Below are 21561 nucleotides of genomic sequence, written 5' to 3'. Positions count from 1 at the left end.
AGGTATGATGTCGGGTTACATTTTACTGTCAAGGTGTTGACCTGTTTCGTAATGCTTGAACGTAGGCAGTAGGGTGGTAATGGCCGCAAGAATATCGTTTTTCGTCCATTGCCCGCGTAGCTGTAAAGCGCTAATTGTTTGTTCAAAAATATTCAAATGTTCTGTATTCACAGTAGCGCTATTGTGAAGAATGCCAATTGTTTTGTAAGTGCTGTATTCGGGCGTTTCGGTATCGGTATAAAATTGTTCTATTGGTTTTTCACCGGTAGTGTTGCTTTCGTTAAACAAACACGGCCATTTTCCCTGTTGCGGTAGAGTCTTGATTAATTGGCGAGCATCATCTTCGCTGGTGCAGGAATGTACGTGATAACCATGTGCCTTGAGCACGTTTTTCGCGATTTCAGGAAAAGTTGTTAAAGCCATATTATCGCTCGGTAACGGAAAATACAGTTCGCGATTTTTTCCGAAAATACACGCCATTAAACACAGTTGTCCCGCTTCTTCAGGCGTCAAAAAGTAGCGTTGAATATCATTTGGCGCCACTATTGGTTGTTTTTTTCGAAGCCTATGCTCAAAGCCGCAGAGTAATGACCCGTCAGAAAATGCCACGTTTGCGAAGCGAGCGGTGCTAATGGATATTTTTTTGCTGTATTGCATTAACACCCATTCCATTATTTTTTTTGACGCGCCCATTACGTTCACGGGGTCTGCGGCTTTGTCGGTTGATACACAAAAATAATGTTTAATGTTTTTGTTGATGGCGAGTTTCAGCGTTTTTTGTGTGTTAAAAATATTGACGTTTAGCATGCGCATTAACGTGTAAGGGTCTTTTTCGCTGCGCACATGTTTTAGTGCCGAAAGATTGACTAAGTAGTCGTAGTGACCGTCATGGTCAAAAAAGGCATCAAACTCCGTTGAGCCAATATCTAGGGCATAGGTTTTGAATGATTCGCCAATATCGCCGTACTGGCTTCGTATATCACGCACCAGTTCAACAAGATTATTTTCGCTAATGTCCACCACATGAATTTTTTTGGGGCGCCGTTGTATTATTTCTTTTACCACGGCCTGGCCAATAGAGCCTGCGCCTCCCAGCACTAAAAAAGACGCGTGCGCGACCACGTCGTTTAGCGCAGTAGCGTTGGCCGTAATGTCCGCGTCAAATAACGGGAGGTCTCTACCAATTAGTGTTAATGTTGAGGGCACAAAGGTCATTTTTTTTGGGGCTCATTATGGGGGCCAAAAAAATGGCGCAAAATAGACTGTTTGCAAAATAAATACCAACGCATAAAAGTTTTGACGAAATTATGGCACGTAACGGCTAGCCGGCTCGCGTTGACGCCAAGTTAAGCTAAAGTATTAACCATATTGGCCGAAATGTTTGGATAGTCGCGAATGAAAACTGATTCATTGATAAATGTGACGCAATCGAAACGTTTTAGAGAGAGGTTTAAGTGAACACCCAATTCGCAGTAGATTCTTATGCCAAAGTGCACCGTCAATCCAATGTAGAAGTGGCGTCGCCGCACAAACTTATCGATATGTTGTATGAAGGGGCTCTTGAACGAATTGTTCAGGCGAAGGGCGCAATTCAATACAATAATATTGAATTGCGCGGCAAAAAAATTAATTCTGCCATTGCTATTGTTGGCGGCTTGCGTACAAGTTTAGATAGAGATCAGGGCGGTGATATTGCGGCAAACCTCGACGGCCTCTATGTTTATATTCAAAATATTTTGGCAAAAGCGCACCGCAATGCCGACGCTGAATTACTCGATGAAGCGGCTAAACTTGTCGGTAACATGCGCGATAGTTGGAAACAAATTGGTTAATCCTCTCATACTCACCTATTGATACCTACCTTAAGGCCATGATTCGCGAAGGCTATTCGAATAATTGGCACTGTCCCTGCATTAAGTTTATTGATGTTGAAAAACGGCATTATTTTGCCACTCACTATTGTATGTTTTTTGAAATAAGCGTTCTTTAAATAAGCGCTTTTACTTAAGGAGGTTGCCATGTCTGTGGCCCCAACGAACGCTGCACGTATTATGGAACAACGCGCAGACGAACTGTCATCTTACCAAGTTATTTCGCTTTTATTGGCCGGTGCAATGGAGCGTGTCTCTCAGGCAAAAACCTGCGTGCGCGAGGGAAATGAAGCTGATAAAGCTGTTCTTATGGCTAAATTAATTGGCATTATTAACGGGTTACGGCAATCGCTCGATATGCGGGCCGGCGGCGATATCGCCACCAATTTAGATATTCTATACAATTACATGTCTGAACGGTTATCAACCTGTTCAGGCCCAGAAGAAATGATTGCGTTATCGGAGGTGGGTAAATTAATTGATAACGTTAAGCAAGGCTGGGATGCTATCGATAAGGAAGGCTAAAGTAATCGCATTTTGAGCCGTTAACCTATTTAACGCATAGTGTGTAGTCTATGCTTTGAACAACGGTTGATCAGGATGCTTTATGTCTGTTATTTCTGTAAGTCACCTTGCGTTAGTGCGCGCGCGTAAAGCGTTAGAACAAGCGTATGATACAAAAAACTGGGACGATGTTCGCGAGTTGGACTCGCTCTTGGGCGAGTGCTTAAACCAAGCATTTGATGATGACCAACGCGATACGTCAGCGCTTGTTAGCGAACTAGAGCGCGTGTTAAAACTGTACGCGGCTATTGTGTCGTCGTTGCCCGAGCAAGCAGAACAGTTATCGTTTTCGGGCGCGAACATGCTAAGCGTTGTGCCTCCCTGCCTAGAATAATTGTTTCAACCTTATTTTTTCGCCCAATTTTTGTAATGCCTGGCGCATAAGATAATTGGGTGCTAATAGCGTATTGTTGCTTGCGCGTCTATTTTAATATTGACCACCTTCCCTGTGTGTTAACCCTTCCTTAAATCGTTAGACCGATAAAGTATATGCTCGCCAGAAATTTGACCCTTGGCAGTTTGTTGACTATTACTTAGGGAAATTCCCGCTGCGTTTTCTAATCAGTCAAAAATTAGTCGAATGCGGCGAGCGTTAGAAACTGCGCTTTGAGATACCGGGTTGTTATTGTTGAGCACGCCATCGTACTGGAGTCTTAGCAATAGAAGGCGGCAGCTTATTAGAACTAAATCAGCACGCATAACTCAATCACCCCTATGAGTTCGCTCACGTTAGAGTAGGTCGAAGTAATGCTTTACGAAAAAGAGATTCTGGTAGTAGAAGATAACGATGTTATTCGTCATGATTTACACATTGTGTTCGATTTTTTGGGTGAGCATAGCCGCATTGTATCGCACCAGCAGTGGCGACAAATGTGCGAACGCGGTAAAGGGCCTGTCTCGTTAGAGAACGGACGAGAAGTGGGGATGCTTATATTGGGCCATAGTGATTCGGTAGAATCGTTTAAGGCCCAATTGGAGGCCGTGCGAGGTTATTGTCAGGAAGCGCCGGTAGTGTTGCTCGGTGAAGGCCCTGTGGTGAGTGATGATTGGGACCCGTATTTGCGGCATATGGTGATCGATACCTTGGTCTTGCCCGTCAATTATTCCGAAATGATAAATGTTATTCACCGCGCGCAACGTTATACCGAAGCTCAGCAGCGTCACAAAATCGATAAAAATCAACGTCCGAATCACTTGTTTCGAAGCTTGGTAGGTACTAGCAGAGAAGTTCAAAATGTACGCGCGATGATGGCACAAGTCGCCGAAAAAGACGTAACGGTGCTTGTCGAAGGCGAGTCTGGCACGGGCAAAGAAGTTGTCGCGCGTAATTTGCATTTTCATTCGCCTCGGCGAGACAAACCTTTTGTCCCTGTTAACTGCGGGGCTATTCCTGCAGAGCTATTGGAAAGCGAATTATTTGGCCATGAAAAAGGCGCCTTTACGGGTGCAATTAATTCACGCGCTGGGCGTTTCGAATTGGCAGAAGGTGGCACGCTCTTTCTTGATGAAATTGGCGATATGCCGTTGCATATGCAGGTTAAAATCTTGCGCGTGCTACAAGAAAAATCTTATGAACGTGTAGGCGGTAATAAGGCGTTTAAGACGAATGTCCGTATTATTGCCGCGACGCACCGTAACCTGGAAGAAATGATATCCGGCGGTAGCTTTCGAGAAGATTTGTATTACCGGCTGAATGTTTTTCCTATTGAGATGCCCCCGCTACGAGACCGAGCCGAAGATATTCCCTTACTGATCAGTGAATTAACGGCTCGCATGGAGAGCGAAAAACGCGGCTTTGTGCGATTTAATTCAGCTGCGATTTTATCGCTGTGTAATCACCCTTGGCCGGGTAATGTGCGGGAACTGGCGAATTTAGTTGAGCGTATGGCCATTATGAACCCGTTTGGTATTGTGGGCGTGCAAGATTTACCGCAGCGTTACCGCCATATAGCGGCTGAATCGGAAGATGAATTTGATTCTCTTGTGGACGAAACCCGTAAGCCAACGGTGGTGGGTGAAGGCGATATTGCATTGTTACCTGAAAATGGTATTGACCTTAAAGAATACATGTCGGGTTTGGAGCAAAGTCTTATTCAGCAGGCGTTGGATAATACGGGTGGTGTGGTAGCGAGGGCAGCCGAGCAATTGACCATTCGCCGTACAACCCTTGTTGAAAAAATGCGTAAATACGGTCTACAGCGAGGCTAGGGTTCGTCTTGGCACTCTAAAAGTGGTCTTTTCTTCTGTTTAAAGCGTAAAAAACGGGGGAAAAGCGCGTTCTCTGCGAAAATTCGCACACACCATATAGTCACGGCTAACCTTCATTTGGTATTATCCGCCGCTTTCCTATTATTTGGGTTCTCTCCCAGAAACACACTTTTTGAATTTGAATCAATACGAGTAAAGCTATGAATCTTGCCGATCGCGTTCTATCTGTGAATAACGACCTTCCCATCCGTACAGATCAACCTGTCCATAGCGGTAAAGTCCGTTCGGTATATTGGTTAACCGAGGCCGACAGCAAACGATTGATCCGAGATAAAGGCTATAACGTTGCGGCCGATGCCCCTTTAGCTATTATGGTTATTAGCGATCGTATCTCGGCATTTGATTGTATTTGGCACGGTGAAGGCGGTATGAATGGCGTACCGGGCAAAGGTGCTGCGCTCAACGCTATATCCAATCATTGGTTTGGTCTGTTTCGGGAAAAAGGTTTGGCCAACAGCCATATTCTCGATATTCCACACCCGTTCGTATGGATCGTTCAAAAAGCTAAGCCGGTTATGATAGAGGCGATAGCGCGTCAATATATTACGGGCTCCATGTGGCGCGCCTACACCAAAGGCGAGCGTGACTTTTGTGGTATAGAGTTGCCAGAGGGTTTGAAGAAAGATCAAAAGTTACCTGAGCTGCTCATTACGCCATCAACCAAGGGTATTTTGACCGGTATTCCCGGTGTACCCGAAGCAGACGACGTGAACATTACACGCGCCGATATTGAACAACATTACGAGGCGTTTAATTTCCGAACGCCGAGCGATATCGATGTGTACGAAACGCTGCTACGCGAAGGCTTCGATGTGATAACAGACGAACTGGAAAAGTTGGATCAAATCTTTGTTGATACCAAATTTGAGTTTGGCTACGTAACCAATGCAAAAGGCGAAGAAGAGCTTATCTATATGGATGAAGTGGGTACACCAGATTCTTCCCGTATATGGGATGGCCCACAGTACCGCGACGGAAACGTTATCGAAAAATCGAAAGAAGAATTTCGTCAGCAGCTACTTAACCACTTTCCAGACCCCGATATTTTATTGAATAAAGATCGTATGCCAGAACGCCAAGGGTTGGCCCGTGACAACGCCTTGCCGGAAGCTGTTCTTATGCAAATCTCGGCAACCTATACAGGTATCGCCGAAAAAATTACCGGCAAGCCTATTATTCTTTCTGATAACCCTAAAGCCGAAATTGTTGACGTATTACGCCGCGAGTTCGATCTCATCGTATAACGTTTTCCCGGCGACCAGAGCCTCTCTCTGGTCGTCGTCAAATCCCTGACGTTCACACTCGCTCTCCTTGTTACCCCTTTCTAACGCTTTGAAATTATTAACGTTTAGCTTCTGGCATTGGCCTTGCAGTTAAGACTCTCACACGAACAGTAGTGACAGTTAACTGTCGGGAGATGTCCAGCTTGTCGCCAACACCCGTATCGCCATCGTCATCAGCATTATTAGGCTCCACACCCGATGTTAAGGCCGAAACCTTAGCCGCAGCGTTTGCGTTTTTTAACGAGACCTCCACACAGCTCGAAAACTCGTACCGATTGCTAGAGGATCGCGTGGGGCAGCTCACCCAAGAACTCGACCAAGTATCGGCCGAGAAGAAGGCTGAGCAATCCGAAAAACAACAGATAGCAAGCCAAATGCAGGTGTTGCTTAGTGTGTTACCCGGTGGCGTTATCGTGCTAGATGCGCGCGGGCATATTGTAGAGGCTAACCCCGCCGCTCAGCAGTTGCTCGCATCTGGTTTAACGGGGCGATTATGGCGAGACGTAATAGGTGAATGCTTTGCGCCACGCAATGACGACGGTTTAGAAGTTTCGACAAAGTTGGGCCGACGCTTAAGTGTTGCCACCAGCTCTCTTGATGAAGGCAAGGTTGCCGACGTTACACAGGGTGGTCAAATTATTCTGCTCACGGATCTAACCGAGACACGACAGTTACAGCAGCACGTGAGCCGCTCCGAACGATTATCGGCAATGGGTAAAATGGTCTCAGCGTTGGCTCATCAAATACGAACGCCCTTATCGGCGGCGATGTTGTATGCCGACCACCTGTGTCACTCCACCTTGTCACCAGAGAAAAGAAGCGACTTTTCTCGCAAGCTTTTTAGCCGTCTACAACATATGGAACGCCAAGTGCGGGATATGCTGCTATTCGTAAAAAGTGAATTGCCGCTTAACGATGACATTACACTTCGCGACTTAGAGCAGGGCTTTAAGGAAGCGGCCGAAATCCCCTTGCAAACGGCGGGGGCGGTATGTGATTGGCAAAATCACCTGCCGCAGCGCCGCATTAAATGTCATAGAGAAGCGCTTATTAGCGCATTAATGAACCTAATTAATAATGGCCTGCAGGCGTCTGCATCGGAGCCACACCTTACCGTGACGTTCAACGAACATGCTGACTTTCCTGGTTTTGTGGCGGTAAGTGTCAACGATAAGGGAACGGGTATGTCGGCAGAATTATTGTCGACCGCGCGCGAAATATTCGTGACCACAAAATCGCAGGGTACAGGTTTGGGGTTGGCGGTTGTGCAATCAGTGGCGCGTGCTCACGGTGGCGGTTTCGAATTGGCATCGCCACCCAATCACGGCGTTACCGCAACATTACGAATACCACTCTCGCATTAATTTAATTCAGCCACCTTATTGGCTTTCGACAGTTTTGGTTTGGAGCATACTATGAGAACCTCAAAAAACGGCACGCAACGAACAGTGTCCATTCTAGTCGTCGAAGACGATGGCGACCTACGAGAAGCCTTAGTGGATACGTTGGAATTACAGCACTTTTCGGTCAATCAAGCCGAAAATGCCGAAGTCGCTGTCGACCTGCTAAAGCGAGACCACACCTTTGATCTCATCATTTCCGACGTTAATATGGGGGCTATGAGTGGGCACGATTTATTGCACCATGTGCGTCAAGAATACCCGCAAATACCCGTGCTGTTAGTGACGGCCTACGCCAGTATTAGTGACTCAGTAGAGGCGATACGTAATGGTGCGGTGGACTACTTGGTGAAACCGTTTGAGTCAAAAGTATTAATTGAAACCGTCAACCAGTACGTAGGCGGCAGCGTTAACAAAAGCTGCGAACCGATTGCCGTCTCCGAATCGAGTCAGCAACTATTAGTGCTCGCAACACGTGTTGCGCAATCCGATTCCACCGTGCTCTTAATTGGAGAGTCGGGTACCGGTAAAGAGGTGCTCGCACACTATATTCACGAAAAATCACCCCGAAAGAATCAACCCTTTATCGCCATTAACTGTGCCGCCATCCCCGAAAATATGCTTGAAGCCATGCTGTTTGGCCATGAAAAAGGCGCCTATACCGGTGCACACAGTTCTGCACCGGGAAAATTTGAACAAGCCAATGGGGGGACGCTGTTACTGGATGAAATTTCAGAAATGGACCTAGGTCTGCAAGCGAAATTATTGCGCGTGCTGCAAGAGCGAGAAGTAGAGCGTTTGGGCGGGAGAAAAAATATCGCGCTGGATGTGCGCGTAATTGCCACCTCTAACCGGGATATGCGTCAACAGGTGGCAGAGGGGCTTTTCCGCGAAGATCTCTATTTCCGCCTAAGTGTATTGCCCCTGCAGTGGGCACCCCTGCGTGATCGTAAAGAAGATATTTTGCCACTGGCCGAAAGCCTATTAGCACGTCATGCCGCTAAGCAGCATCGCCAAGGAGTAGAATTTACACCCGAAGCACTGGACACCCTGCTGAATTATGCATGGCCAGGCAATGTACGTGAACTCGATAATGTGATGCAACGTGCGTTAATTTTACAGCCTGGAAATCAATTGGGTGCAGTTGACTTAGGGCTAAATACGCTAACACAATACAGTGAAAAACCGTCACTGGTGGATGCTGTAGCGCAGCATACACGGGATGTGTTTACATCGGTTGCCCTTAATGTTGCCGGTGGCCAAATGGGCGGAGATAACGCCGCAGCGCCTCAAACGTCGGACCCAGCCGCACGCCTAGGCCGAGACCTCATGAAACGAGAGTTTGAAATTATTCTGCATACATTACGCCAGGAAAGGGGCAGCAAAAAACACACCGCAGAACGTCTAGGAATAAGCCCAAGAACGCTGCGTTATAAATTGGCAAAGTTTCGAGAAGAGGGCTACTCACTCGACCCCGTAACCGGTTAGAAAAACGTTATCTCAACTTGTTTTAGTCCCATACGGTATAAGTAAGTATAGAGGATCTACCAGGGCCTTAAAAAAAATGTCAATTGCATAAAAAATGCTATTTTAAATGAAAAAAAATTTGATATGATCTAGGCCAAGGGTTCGATATTGTCATATCGATTTCATTCTTTTGTCACAATTAAGGTGGAGGATAGCGACGGTTAGTTTTCATTCATTTCTTTAGAGTGTAATTACATCCTGCCTATAGGAGTCCATAGTTATGGGTATTGAAGTTTTGGGTAGTTCTTCTGACTTGAACAACGTTATTTTGGAGTTGGCCCTCGAAACAGATGAAAGTTTCGAGGGTGGGCACCGTAACGATGAGTTGACTGTTGATTCGCGAAGACAACTAGAAAATAAAATTGAAGAGTTGCGTTTGTTAAGAGAAATGCAAGAATTTGATTTTGATATCTAATTGACTAATGAGTTAAACATTCAACTAAAACCAACGGCTTGTTTTTAAATTGTATTTAATTAAACCGTATTTCGTTGGGTGAAAGCAATTGTTGTTTAAGTGTCTTTTATATCAAAGCCGCCAGTGGTGGTTGCTTTATGGGGTGAAAATACGCCAAATAGACAGCCACACGAGGTGATTAAAAAGCATCAAGGTTTTTGTACCTTGGTGCTTTTTTTTGCCTTTTATTTGGGTTTTCGGTACCGCAATGTCCCGCCCTTCATCACTGAAAATAAATTGTAATGAACCCCAACCGGACAAACTTTGCCACACGGCAAACTGTGGCCCAAATTGTGCTATTTAACGGTAGTTGCCTATTTTTAATCAATTCGACAAATTCTTGGCACTGGATGAGTCGATGAGAGAAAGACGAGAGCCCCTACCATGACAGATCGAATGGATGTAAACCGCCTTTTAATGGAAATGCGTGCGATAAAACAGCAGACCAATGCCTTCGGTAACCCCGGCGCAATCGCGGGACGAGACCGTGTAGAGGGCACGCAAGCCCTAGGGCAAGCGTCGAAGGTTAACGGCCCCGGCTTTGGTGAAATTATGGAGCAGGCCGTCAATAAAGTGAATGAAGTACAGCAAGCGTCTAGCTCAATGTCGGAAGCGTATGTTCGCGGCGATCAAAATATTGACGTAACGGATGTCATGATCGCCTCGCAAAAAGCCGGCGTTGCTTTTGACGCGATGCTGCAAGTGCGTAACAAATTAGTTGAAGCCTATCGCGATGTAATGAACATGCCCATCTAACACCCCGCGTAATGTGGTACGAGATATTCTATGGCCAGTGCAGAAACAGCTAGCTCAGCAGGAACCAGTGATTTAATCGAAGGGTTTAACAACCTCAACATTGTTCGCCAAGCCGGTTTGATGATTGGCTTAGCGGCAAGCGTAGCCATCGGTTTTGCTGTTGTGTTATGGAGCCAAGGAGAAGATTACAAGCCGCTATATGGTAGTCTCGATCGTTTAGATTCCTCTGAAGTGGGGCAAATATTAGATTTCAATGAAATCCCTTATAAAATAGACGGCTCTTCCGGCGCGCTAATGGTACCCGTAGACGAAGTGCACAGAGCACGTATTGTTCTGGCTGAAAATGGGGTACAAGGTGATAAAAGTATTGGCTTCGAATTACTAGACCAAGAGCAGCCGTTAGGTACCAGCCAATTTATGGAAGCCACGCGCTATAGACGCGGGCTAGAAGGCGAACTTTCACGCACAATCTCCAGTATCAATTCGGTACGTGGCGCACGGGTGCACTTGGCAATTCCAAAGCGAACGGTGTTTGTACGCGATGGGCGAGAACCCAGTGCCTCCGTCTTTCTCGATTTATTTCCCGGGCGACCGATTAAACCAAAGCAAATTAATGGCATTGCTAATTTGGTTGCGGCAAGTATTCCTGAATTAGATGTTGAGAATGTTACCGTGGTGGACCAAAAAGGTAACCTACTCTCCGTTGGCATTGAAGATGAAAAATTAGTGCTTGCCGACCAGCATCTCGATTACGCGCGCAAAGTGGAAAACGATATTGTATTGCGTATTCGCCGCTTGCTGTCACCCATAGTCGGCGACGCAAATTTCAAAACGGAAGTTGCCGCCGATATCGATTTTACAGAAATAGAGCAAGCCGAAGAATCGTTTAACCCCGATTTACCCGCAATTCGCAGTGAACAAACCGTTGAAGAGCAGCGAGTGGGTGCGGCAGGCGGCGGTGGGATTCCGGGTGCCCTTACCAATCAACCACCGGCGGGAGGACAGGCCCCTGAAGTAGCGGGCCCAAGAGGAGATGAAGAGCCGCCAGCACCTTCCAGTAATACTCGCTCCCAAGCAACGCGTAATTTTGAACTCGATCGAACCGTAAGCTACACCAAACATGAAAAAGGGCGGGTACGACGCATCACCGTTGCCGTTGTTGTGGATGATAAAAAAAAGCTAGACGCTGAGTCGGGCGAGATAACCTCCCAGCGCTGGACCGATGTCGAATTGGAACGCTTGGCTATACTGGTAAGAGATGCGGTAGGCTTCTCTGCGGTACGGGGTGACAGTGTGAATATATTAAATGAGACGTTTATACCCTTACCGATAGTCGACGATTTAAGTGATGCCCCCTTATGGGAGCAGGATTGGTTTAAACAGCTGGCGAAACAACTTACCGGCGCGTTTATTATCATGATTTTAATCACGGGGTTACTACGGCCCGTATTAAAAAGCTTGGCGGGAACGGGCTCTAAATCCAAAGAACAAGAAGAAGCGAAAGAAATGGCAGCGCTACAAGCGTCCGGTATAGATTCCTTCGATTCGCTGTCTGATGAAACCGTAACGCTTACCGGGGGTGACGCCCTAGCGTTACCCAGCCCAGAAGAAAGTTATGAACAACAACTCAATGCGGTGAAAGGTTTAGTAGCAGAAGACGCCGGCCGCGTTGCTCAAGTCATCAAACGCTGGATTAATGAAGAATGACCGATACGCCACCAACTGACGCCGATGGAAAACCGATAGTCAGCCTCAACCGCGTTGACCAATCTGCTATCTTATTGATGACACTGGGAGAGAAAAGCGCAGCCGAAATCCTACGTCATATGGGCCCCAAAGAAGTCCAGCGGTTGGGTACCGCAATGGCGCAGCTCAGTAATGTACAACAGTACGAAGTAGAAGTGGTACTCAATAACTTTATGGAAGAGGTGCGCACCCAAACGGGCTTGGGTATGGGCGCAGATAAATACATTCGTAATATGTTGGTAACCGCGCTCGGGGAAGATAAAGCACACGGCCTCATCGATCGTATATTGTTAGGTGGTAATACAACAGGCCTCGATACACTCAAATGGATGGAAGCGCGTTCCATTGCCGATATTATTCGCAATGAACACCCGCAAATTCAAGCCATTGTTTTAGCGTACCTAGATCCCGATCAATCGGCCGAAATATTGGGCTATTTTCAAGAGAAAGTACGTTTAGATGTAATGATGCGTGTTGCCGCATTAGATACCGTACAGCCCGGTGCCTTACAAGAGTTGAATGATATTCTCGAAAAACAATTCTCGGGTAGTTCCGGATCGCAAACCAAAGAAATGGGTGGGTTTAAAACCGCTGCTGAAATTGTGAATAATCTCGATAGCGCTATTGGTGGCGAATTAATGGATTCCATTCGCGAAGTGGACGAAGATATGGGTAATCAAATATCCGATCTTATGTTTGTATTTGAAAACCTGCGCGATGTTGACGACAAAGGTATTCAATCACTCTTGCGAGAAGTTTCCTCCGATGTGCTCATATTGGCCCTTAAAGGGGCGGACGAAGCCTTACAGGAAAAAATATTCAGCAATATGTCTCAACGTGCGGCCGAGTTGTTACGGGATGACCTTGAAGCGAAAGGGCCCGTTAAAGTTTCCGAGGTTGAGGGTGCGCAAAAAGAAATCCTTACTGTGGCCAGACGTATGGCCGATGCCGGAGAAATTATGCTTGGTGGTGGTGGAGAAGATATGCTCTAAGCTATTTTTTTTAGAAAGCTTAAGGGACGTTTTAACTGTACCAGAAAACCATAACACAATGATATGACGTAACACTATGACGGATGTTTCCAAGCAAGTGAATAGAATTCCACAAGAAGACATTACAGTGTCTGATCGTGTTACAGCGTGGGATCTTCCTGATGTAGGTCAGCATAAGAAAGTCATAAAAAGTGCAGAGACTGAAAAAAAAGCGGCACAAAAAAAAGCCAATAGCGAACGTGTCGAAACGGTTACTCGACAAGAAAAACCTAAGCCACCCACCGCTGAACAATTGCAGGAAATGGCCGATCAAGCACAGCAAGAAGGGTATGCTGACGGTTTTAAGCAAGGTATGGAGAAGGGCGTATCGCAAGGTGAGGTGTCCGGGCTGAAAGCGGGTGAGTTAAAAGCGTATAAGGAAACCAAGAAACGAAGTGACGATGAAATCGCACGATTAGCCGCCATTGCCAGCCAGCTTTTTGATCCCTTACAAAATCAAGATCAACAGCTAGAAAACATAATTGTATCCATGGTGGTGTCGCTGTCCAAACGGCTATTGGGCGACGAGATTTCGGCCGCACCCGAAAAAATAGTGACTATTGTGAATCGTGCGGTAAAAGCGTTACCCGTTGGCGCTTCGAATATTACCGTTTTTGTCAATGAAGAGGATGCACAGCTAATAGACGCCAGCATACCCCCGGAGCATCGTACATGGGACATTATGAATGACGCCGCACTGGCGCGCGGCGGTTGCCGTATTGAAACAGCCGATAGCCTAATCGATTACTCAGTGGAAACGCGGCTAGCCGATTATTTTGTGACGCTTGAAGAGGAGGGCGATACGCTCAATGTAACGTCTGAGAATACCAGCGCTCGCGACAATACCGTATGACCACACAATTTTCGACGCTTAAAGAGCGCCTGCAGCAATACCAATCTTTTCATAAGCTAAATGGATTTCCCGAGGCGCAAGGGCGGCTCACGCGAATGGTCGGTTTAACCTTAGAGGCCGTGGGCCTTAATGTTCCCGTTGGGCGCCAATGTCGTGTTGAACTCAGTCATGGTCGAGAATTAGAAGCAGAAGTGGTGGGGTTTCATAACGAAAAAACCTTTTTAATGCCGGTACAAAAAATTGAAGGGCTTCAACCTGGTGCGCGAGTAATGCCTATACACGCGCATAAGAATTTGTCGATGGGTGACCATTTAAGAGGGCGCATACTCAACGGCATTGGTCAGCCATTGGACGGCAAAGGGCCGGTTGTTACGCATGACAAAGTCGATCTTTCCCCCAGCACCATTAACCCCTTACATCGTCATCCGATTGATGAGCCGCTCGATGTTGGCATTCGCGCTATTAATAGTTTGTTGACTGTAGGCAAGGGGCAGCGCATTGGGTTATTTGCCGGCAGCGGTGTCGGTAAAAGTGTTTTACTCGGCATGATGACACGATTTACGACTGCCGATATTGTAGTGGTAGGCCTAATTGGCGAACGTGGTCGCGAGGTTAAAGAGTTTGTTGACCATATTCTGGGTGACGACGGCCTCAAACGTGCCGTAGTTGTGGCAGCCCCGGCAGACGATGCACCACTAATGCGTTTGCGCGCTTCTCAGTTGGCTACGCGTATCGCGGAGTACTATCGCGATCAGGGAAAAAATGTTTTATTACTCATGGATTCTCTTACCCGCTTCGCGCAAGCGCAACGCGAAATATCGTTAGCCATTGGTGAACCACCGGCCACAAAAGGATACCCACCCAGCGTGTTTGCACGCATTCCAGAATTGGTGGAACGGGCTGGCAATGCCGATAAAGGTGGAGGTTCAATTACTGCGTTTTACACAGTGCTAACCGAGGGCGATGATTTACAAGACCCCATTGCAGATGCGTCCCGTGCGATTTTAGATGGCCACATTGTATTGTCCCGTCAATTAGCAGAAGAAGGCATTTACCCCGCGATCGACATAGAAGCCTCCGTAAGCCGCGTAATGCCGAATATAGTGGATGCAGGTCACCTGGCGCGGGCGCAACAATTTAAGCAGTTGTTGTCAATCTATCGGTCGAATAAAGATCTCATTGCTATTGGTGCTTATACTCGTGGCACTGATCCAGAGATTGATCGCGCAATCGAGCGACAGCCACACCTAAAAAAATATATCGCTCAAAAAATGGCAGAACCGGCGCATTATATTCTCAGCCGACAATTACTCGAGACTGTATTAACGACAGCGACGCCGCCTGCACCACAAGCATTAGGTGGGGCGCCAGATACTACAGTGCAAAATGCTCGACCGGTGCGACCGTTGGCCGCCGGTAACCGCTAATGGCCGCGCTACGTTCGCAACGCATCGAAGTGGTTGTCGAACTTGCGCGGCGAAAATTGAACGATGCGGCACTCGCGTTACGTCAACAGCAAGATATTCTAAACGGCGAAAAAAAACGTCATCACGAATTACGCGATTACTATCATCACTACATCGAGCTGTTTGGCGCAAAAAATGTAGGGCTACGGGGTGCACAAATAGGCGAATCAAGAAAGTTCCTGGGCCAAATGGCGAAGGCAATAGAAGGGCAGGGTTACCAAGTAGAGCGCGTAGAGTACCAGTTAGCGCAATTGCAAGCCGCGTGGCATAGTTGTTATCTAAAGGTGCAGTCACTTACCGATTTACAATCGCGATATCGCGTGGAAGAAGCGATGAATAGAGATGCGTTAGAGCAGGCGGCGGTAGAAGAGTGGGTTACATTGCGTTCTAATCGAACCCCGTAAACGCTAGTTAATAACCGATAAACAGCAGCGGTAGCTAATAGCGCGGCTTTCCTCTCGGTGTAAAATTTCGCCTTGCAACGTATAGTTATGGTATTCACCATCTGTATTTTTTAACCTAACCGCAGCAGACATTGTGCCTAAATTCGATAAGCTAGTGGTGAGTTCTTTTCGGAGCCTAGTTTCATCTTCAGGATGAACCCTGTCAAATATTTCCATATTTCGGTATATGTTTTTTTCGAGTTCAGTGGTGAACCCGAGCATTTCTAGTGCAAGATCGCTCCACATCACAGAACCTTTTTCTAAATCCCATTCAAAACTGGGAAGAGAATGTAAACTGCTTGAATTGCGGTTAACCTTTGGTGCTTTGGCGATAGATTGTTTTAGTTGTTGACGCAGTTCTGTGTTTTCAAGCAGTAACGAATAGCTAAAGGTAATAGTATCGATAAACGCTGTAAAACTCGAAAAACTACTAGGGTGGTGCGCAGTTTCTCGAGAGCCGGAAAGGCTGAGAACACCCCATAAGTCGTCCTCACAAAAAATGGGAAAATGCACCCAAGTATCACCGTCAAGCGCATAGGCGGCGCGAATAGCGGGTGGCGGAAACGACTCGGGTAAACAGGTGTATGTTTCGTCGCTACCATTACCAGGAATACACAATGTTTGGCCGCGTTCAAAAATTTTGTGTGTACTTAGGTGAATGCGATATTTTCGGTCATGTGTAATACAGGAAAGCACACCAAAATTTAAAAACTGACTGAACAGTGGTGCTATGTCCATTAAATTGTCGAGACGAGAATTGACGATATCCCGCGTTATTTCGAAGCTATTATTGAGTAAAGCGCCGGTGTAGTCGGTATTGTCTAGAAACTTGTGAAGGTGTTGCCTTCCGTGCATATTAGGCGCATTCGCTGAACTATCATTGTTTGGTTCTACGGAGTTGCCGTAAAGTGAAGGTGAAATGGTTATGGTTTTCGGTGGTGTAACACTGCTGTGGATAATACTTTCTAATAACGTCAGGCTGCGCTTCGCGAGAAGGTCAAGGTTTTGATCGATATAGGTAAGGTGTGGCGTTAAGAGGTTAGTCATTCTAATGGCATCGAACGCGACGACATCAATAGGGCCAGGAAAGGTAAAGCCAAACTCTTCAAGTTTTTTAATAAACCCTATAGCCGTATACCCAGCACCGCAGAGTATGCCCGTGCACCGTGAGTTTTGTTGTAGAAATTCGATACCAGCGGTAAGACCGCCGGAAAAAACGGTGTTCGGTGCGCAAATTAACTGTGCTGACCCACAAGGTAGTTGATGCTCCTTTAAAAGCTCACAAAAGCGTTCATAGCGTTTGCGTAAATCGTATTGTGTAATGTCGCCTATAAAGAGCATGTCTGTGTGATTTTTACACTGTAAATAATCGAAGGCTTGTTCGGCGCCTAGATTGTTATCACAGGTGAGTACGGGTACGTCAAGAGGGAAATAATCGTGGGCTATGGCGATAATGGGAATGCCGCGGTTCTGAATTTTTTCGATGAGTTTAGGGTTAGCCGCATTGCGTAGGACAATAATAGCACTATAGGAATTTAAGCCAATTCCAAGTGTGTAATGGCCGAAACCATTCGTTCGAATGGCGCTAAAACGGTAATGTTTTAACTCGCAGTTATGGCGAATATGCTCGATAATTTCTCCCATATAGTCGCCCTGTAAGTAGGGCGTAATTACACCGATATGTAAGGGTTTTTTTTCGCGCCTGAACATAATTGTTCTAATCACCTTCAATTTTGGTTTGGAAATATCAGCAGAAAGTCACCGCCATTTATTATAGGCCGAACGCGCGTTCGATAGTGTACAGAACGGCCCCTATACACGCCCACGAGTAATGTGTGATAACCCGTAGTGAGTTCGAACATTATCTACATTAAGTGGCCAGAAGTTCTCGAGAGAAGCGTGCAAAACGGACGTTTTTCACTGGGTGAAGAACATGGCAATAGACCGCTTACGCTGATAATAGGGCTAACGTTTTGTGGGCACATAACTATAATAGCGGTCAATGATTTCGTCTGTATTTAATTTTTAGAGGCGTTTAGTTTTTTAAAGGCGACAAATACAAAAAAGGGTTTTATCACGTATGGTCATTTAAATTCGCGTCGCTTAAGATTAAACGATTAATGCAGTAAAAGAAGGCCAATACTGTGTATCTTACGCAATTATTGAATGATACGTGTAAAAAAGGATAGATTTAACCGTTCGCAACTGTGTTGCAGTCTCCCTATATAACCAGATAGCTTTAGTTAAGCGATTCTTAGTTAATTCTCTTTTTAAAAAGTATTCAGTGTCCCTTTAAAAACCGCATATTTTCGGCTTACGGTATCTTTCTAGCATCTTTTAAAACTCCGTCTAGACTTAGGTTTGATCGACCTTCTGAGCCATCGTACGCACTGAGTTTTTGTGTTAGGTGATTTGTAATCATTTTGTCATTTACTGGCGTAGGAGTGATTGTTGGCTTTTGATATTCAATCAAACATTCGACGATAAACGCTATAGATTAAGAGGTTAGCGATATGCCTGCGAGTATTAATTTCAATTTGCCCGAGAACATGACCATTGCCAATATCCATGGTTTGCACGAAGAATTTGAGGCGCTAGTGGATAAGAAAGATTGCGACGCGGTTGTACTGGTAGCCGATGCGGTACAGCGCGCAGATACTGCCGGCCTGCAGCTGTTGCTAGCATTCATGCGGGCTACGCGAGAGCGGCAAATTAGTGTTACGTGGGATCACCCCTCTAAGCAGCTGTGCAATGCTGCAGATCTACTGGGGCTAGGAAATGCCATTGGTATTCACTAAGCCCATATAGTGCAACGAGCGTATGTTTATTGTGAATCTCTCTGCTTAGCAAAAAATGGAGAAAGACCCTATGGCAAAAATACTTGCCGTTGACGATTCTGCCTCGATGAGGCAAATGGTTAGTTTTACCCTGAAGGGCGCTGGCCACAATGTGTGCGAAGCATCGGACGGCGTTGAAGCACTGCGGGTGGCGAAAGCGGAAACTGGGGTGGACCTAGTCATTTCAGATATCAATATGCCAAACATGGATGGAATATCTCTCATAAAAGAGCTTCGTCAATTACCCGCTTTTAAGTTTACGCCCATCTTAATGCTTACCACGGAATCGGGTACCGATAAAAAAAGTGAAGGGAAAGCGGCAGGTGCTACAGGCTGGATAGTAAAGCCTTTTAATCCAGATCAGCTTCTCGCTACGATTGGGAAAGTACTCTAATTCAGCAAGAAGTCATTCGTTGAACCGCTTTCTCCGAAAACAATAGACTATTTACTTCAGTAAGCGCGTGATTTTACACAGAACGTAACAGGGAAGCAGGTATCGTTGATGCCTGCTTGCGAGGCAAACGCAGTCAATCCGGTTGTTGATTATGACCATCGATCTATCGCAGTTTCATCAGGTATTTTACGAAGAAAGTTTTGAGGGGCTTGATGTAATGGAAGCCGCTCTCATGGAGTTGGACCCCGCCAATATCGATGATGAAACCATCAATGCAATTTTCCGATCAGCGCATTCCATTAAAGGGGGCAGTGCAACCTTTGGTTTTAGTTCTGTCGCAGAATTCACCCACGATTTGGAAACCATTCTTGATCAGGTGCGCTCGGGAAAGAGAGGGTTTCGCGGCGAAGATGTTAATACCTGTTTGAACTCTGTCGATTGTATGCGTGAAATGCTGCAATTATTACAGGCGGGGGAGGATGGGTATACGCCGTTGTCGAAAGAGTTGAAAGCTGTTTTCGCGGCACTGTTAGACGCTGATGCAACAGCGGTTTCACCCTCAAATGAAGGTGCTGAAACCCTTCTTGATACGTCAAAACAGAAAGTGGAAACCAGCGCTGAGCCGAAACTTGAGCCTATAGAAGTAGCTGTCGGTAAAAATGATTCAGCCGAAAAATATTATCAAATTCACTTTTTTCCCGATAGCGATATATTAAAAACCGGTAACGATGTTGTACGAATGTTTCGTGAATTATCGGAAATATCTCAGATGTTAGACGTTTGTTGTCGGGCAGACGCACTTAACCTTGCATCCCTCAATCCAGAAGATTGTCTGATGAGCTGGACCATTCTACTGAAAACACGCAACGCACTACCGGCGATCAATGAAGTGTTTGAATGGGTTGCAGACGAATCCAAAATAACGATTACTGAAACTGAAATAAAGCAGGTGTGGGAGATTGATTTCGCTCCCAGCGACGGTATTTTATTAACAGGCAATGAACCCATTCGGTTATTCCGAGCGCTAGAGGAGTTGGGCGATATTACCGTAGCGGCCAATACCGACAAATTGCCCAGCCTAGAATTGTTGGATCATGAACGGTGTTTGTTATCGTGGAATATTATTCTTCGTTCTGCTGACGCAACGGAAGACACTATATTAGAAGTGTTTGAATGGGTGCTAGATGAATCTCGTGTATCGGTCCTATTACACGACTCAACGGGCGCTGTAGCCTTAAACGAAGAGGTTGGTCTTGTACCTGCGGTAGCAGTGGGCACCATTGCTGCACCTGTTGGCAGTGACGCGATGAGTTTTGGCGATACGGCCAGCGTCACTGATATCACTGCAGTAGCAACACCTATTGCAACGCCTATTAAAACCCCGCAAGCGGCGCCTGCCAAAAAAGTGCCGGCCGAACCCGGGTCAATTCGTGTGGGTATTGATAAGGTCGACAACTTAATTAATATGGTCGGCGAGCTAGTTATCACTCAGTCCATGTTAGGGCAGTTAGGTACCGAATTTGAAGCGGATCGCCTGCCCAAATTAATGGAAGGTCTAGGGCAGTTAGAGCAGAATACCCGAGAATTGCAAGAAAGCGTTATGCGTATTCGAATGTTACCTATTAGCTTTGCGTTTAGCCGCTTTCCCCGCATGATTCGAGACCTTGGCCAAACGCTCAATAAACAGCTTCATCTGGAAATGATAGGAGAGCACACGGAACTGGATAAAACGGTAATGGAAAAAATAGGTGATCCATTAGTGCATCTTGTGCGCAACGCTGTGGATCACGGTATTGAATTACCCGATGAACGAGTGACAAACGGTAAACCCGCTTTGGGCACTATTACCTTGAACGCCTACCATCAGGGCGGCAACGTTGTTATCGAAATTACGGATGACGGAAAAGGGTTGGACAAAATTGCTATCTCCGAAAAAGCGATAGAAAAAGGCATTATTTCGGCAAACGAAGCGGAGCTAATGCCAGATGAGGCCGTATTCGATCTTATTTTTCAGCCCGGATTTTCTACCGCCCAAACAGTGAGTGACGTATCGGGGCGTGGTGTGGGTATGGATGTTGTTAAACGTAATATCCAAGCGCTCAATGGCAGTGTCGAAATTCGCTCGCAAGTCAACGTTGGCTCGACTATTACCATACGGTTACCTCTAACGCTCGCAATTTTGGATGGACAGCTTGTTCGCGTGGGTCATGATACCTATATATTTCCTCTGGTTTCAATCGTCGAATCACTTCAATGCCGAAAAGAATTTATCAGTAAAGTTGCGGGAGGCTGTGATGTTTTTAAACTTCGCGACGACTATGTTCCTATTATTGAACTTCATAAAACATTTTCTGTTCCAGAAGGTACGCCAGACTTAGAGCAATCGCTTATGGTGGTGGTGGAAGCCGATGGCGAGAAAATAGGCATAGTAGTGGACGAGTTATTGGCGCAGCAGCAGGTGGTGATTAAAAGCCTTGAAAACAATTATAGACGTGTAGACGGTATTTCCGGTGCAACTATATTGGGTGATGGTACCGTTGCGCTTATTTTGGATATAGTCGGCATTGTAAAGTTGGCTGGCGAAAAATTTGGAATTGCTCATCATTTAACACATGGGCGAAATTTTGGAGCGCAAGTTTTGCCTACCCAAGCCATCGGGTAGCAGGAG

General features: G+C 46.2%; 19 protein-coding genes. 17 read left to right on the top strand and 2 right to left on the bottom strand.

Features of this window, described 5'->3' with window-relative positions:
* Positions 1 to 15: 15 nt before the first annotated feature.
* Positions 16 to 1215 (bottom strand): UDP-N-acetylglucosamine 4,6-dehydratase, encoded by a 1200-nt coding sequence (locus H5647_RS17915; protein ID WP_162926435.1) that lies wholly within the window; start codon positions 1213 to 1215, stop codon positions 16 to 18.
* A 239-nt stretch (positions 1216 to 1454) separates the two neighbouring features.
* Here H5647_RS17915 and fliS point away from each other — a divergent pair, with 239 nt between their 5' ends.
* The 14 genes from fliS (at position 1455) to H5647_RS17845 (ending at position 15623) form a co-directional block, all read left to right on the top strand.
* Complete coding sequence (gene fliS, locus H5647_RS17910) at positions 1455 to 1832, top strand: flagellar export chaperone FliS (protein WP_045860438.1); 378 nt, start codon at positions 1455 to 1457, stop codon at positions 1830 to 1832.
* A gap of 186 nt (positions 1833 to 2018) precedes the next feature.
* The gene (locus tag H5647_RS17905) at positions 2019 to 2396 is read left to right on the top strand and encodes a flagellar export chaperone FliS (RefSeq protein WP_045860437.1); all 378 of its coding nucleotides are present in this window, start codon (positions 2019 to 2021) and stop codon (positions 2394 to 2396) included.
* An 82-nt stretch (positions 2397 to 2478) separates the two neighbouring features.
* A complete protein-coding gene (locus tag H5647_RS17900) occupies positions 2479 to 2769 on the top strand; it encodes a hypothetical protein (RefSeq protein WP_045860436.1) in 291 nt (96 codons plus the stop codon).
* 413 nt (positions 2770 to 3182) lie between these two features.
* Positions 3183 to 4643, top strand: coding sequence for a sigma-54 dependent transcriptional regulator (locus H5647_RS17895; protein ID WP_045860435.1), 1461 nt, complete (start codon positions 3183 to 3185; stop codon positions 4641 to 4643).
* A gap of 200 nt (positions 4644 to 4843) precedes the next feature.
* Complete coding sequence (locus tag H5647_RS17890) at positions 4844 to 5947, top strand: phosphoribosylaminoimidazolesuccinocarboxamide synthase (protein ID WP_045860434.1); 1104 nt, start codon at positions 4844 to 4846, stop codon at positions 5945 to 5947.
* Positions 5948 to 6099: 152 nt separating this feature from the next.
* Complete coding sequence (locus H5647_RS17885; RefSeq protein ID WP_236074959.1) at positions 6100 to 7350, top strand: sensor histidine kinase; 1251 nt, start codon at positions 6100 to 6102, stop codon at positions 7348 to 7350.
* A gap of 51 nt (positions 7351 to 7401) precedes the next feature.
* Positions 7402 to 8874 (top strand): sigma-54-dependent transcriptional regulator, encoded by a 1473-nt coding sequence (locus H5647_RS17880; protein WP_045860432.1) that lies wholly within the window; start codon positions 7402 to 7404, stop codon positions 8872 to 8874.
* 259 nt (positions 8875 to 9133) lie between these two features.
* On the top strand, positions 9134 to 9328 hold the full coding sequence (locus tag H5647_RS17875) for a PA3496 family putative envelope integrity protein (protein WP_045860431.1): 195 nt from the start codon (positions 9134 to 9136) through the stop codon (positions 9326 to 9328).
* 423 nt (positions 9329 to 9751) lie between these two features.
* The gene (gene fliE, locus H5647_RS17870) at positions 9752 to 10123 is read left to right on the top strand and encodes a flagellar hook-basal body complex protein FliE (protein ID WP_045860430.1); all 372 of its coding nucleotides are present in this window, start codon (positions 9752 to 9754) and stop codon (positions 10121 to 10123) included.
* 30 nt (positions 10124 to 10153) lie between these two features.
* The gene (fliF, locus tag H5647_RS17865; protein WP_045860429.1) at positions 10154 to 11830 is read left to right on the top strand and encodes a flagellar basal-body MS-ring/collar protein FliF; all 1677 of its coding nucleotides are present in this window, start codon (positions 10154 to 10156) and stop codon (positions 11828 to 11830) included.
* The gene (fliG, locus tag H5647_RS17860; RefSeq protein ID WP_045860428.1) at positions 11827 to 12861 is read left to right on the top strand and encodes a flagellar motor switch protein FliG; all 1035 of its coding nucleotides are present in this window, start codon (positions 11827 to 11829) and stop codon (positions 12859 to 12861) included. Before fliF ends, fliG begins: the two co-directional genes overlap by 4 nt.
* A 76-nt stretch (positions 12862 to 12937) precedes the next feature.
* Positions 12938 to 13753 (top strand): flagellar assembly protein FliH, encoded by an 816-nt coding sequence (locus H5647_RS17855; protein WP_045860427.1) that lies wholly within the window; start codon positions 12938 to 12940, stop codon positions 13751 to 13753.
* A complete protein-coding gene (gene fliI, locus H5647_RS17850; RefSeq protein ID WP_045860426.1) occupies positions 13750 to 15180 on the top strand; it encodes a flagellar protein export ATPase FliI in 1431 nt (476 codons plus the stop codon). The genes H5647_RS17855 and fliI overlap by 4 nt, the downstream gene beginning before the upstream one ends.
* On the top strand, positions 15180 to 15623 hold the full coding sequence (locus tag H5647_RS17845) for a flagellar FliJ family protein (protein ID WP_045860425.1): 444 nt from the start codon (positions 15180 to 15182) through the stop codon (positions 15621 to 15623). The genes fliI and H5647_RS17845 overlap by 1 nt, the downstream gene beginning before the upstream one ends.
* Positions 15624 to 15626: 3 nt before the next feature.
* Here the strand turns inward: H5647_RS17845 and H5647_RS17840 are convergent, their stop codons facing one another.
* A complete protein-coding gene (locus H5647_RS17840; RefSeq protein ID WP_045860424.1) occupies positions 15627 to 17372 on the bottom strand; it encodes a substrate-binding domain-containing protein in 1746 nt (581 codons plus the stop codon).
* An 803-nt stretch (positions 17373 to 18175) separates the two neighbouring features.
* Here H5647_RS17840 and H5647_RS17835 point away from each other — a divergent pair.
* The 3 genes from H5647_RS17835 to H5647_RS17825 all read left to right on the top strand — a co-directional run bounded on the left by H5647_RS17835 (position 18176) and on the right by H5647_RS17825 (position 21555).
* Complete coding sequence (locus H5647_RS17835) at positions 18176 to 18460, top strand: STAS domain-containing protein (RefSeq protein WP_045860423.1); 285 nt, start codon at positions 18176 to 18178, stop codon at positions 18458 to 18460.
* A gap of 70 nt (positions 18461 to 18530) precedes the next feature.
* Complete coding sequence (locus H5647_RS17830; RefSeq protein ID WP_045860422.1) at positions 18531 to 18893, top strand: response regulator; 363 nt, start codon at positions 18531 to 18533, stop codon at positions 18891 to 18893.
* A 151-nt stretch (positions 18894 to 19044) separates the two neighbouring features.
* Positions 19045 to 21555 carry a chemotaxis protein CheA gene (locus H5647_RS17825; RefSeq protein ID WP_045860421.1) on the top strand — a complete coding sequence of 837 codons (2511 nt, stop codon included), beginning with the start codon at positions 19045 to 19047 and terminating at the stop codon, positions 21553 to 21555.
* Positions 21556 to 21561: the final 6 nt, after the last annotated feature.

Origin of the sequence: Teredinibacter purpureus, from assembly GCF_014217335.1 — a bacterium.
Taxonomy (GTDB): domain Bacteria; phylum Pseudomonadota; class Gammaproteobacteria; order Pseudomonadales; family Cellvibrionaceae; genus Teredinibacter; species Teredinibacter purpureus.
The sequence above is the reverse complement of the archived record's forward strand: the minus strand, read 5'-3'. Positions and strand labels throughout refer to the sequence as shown.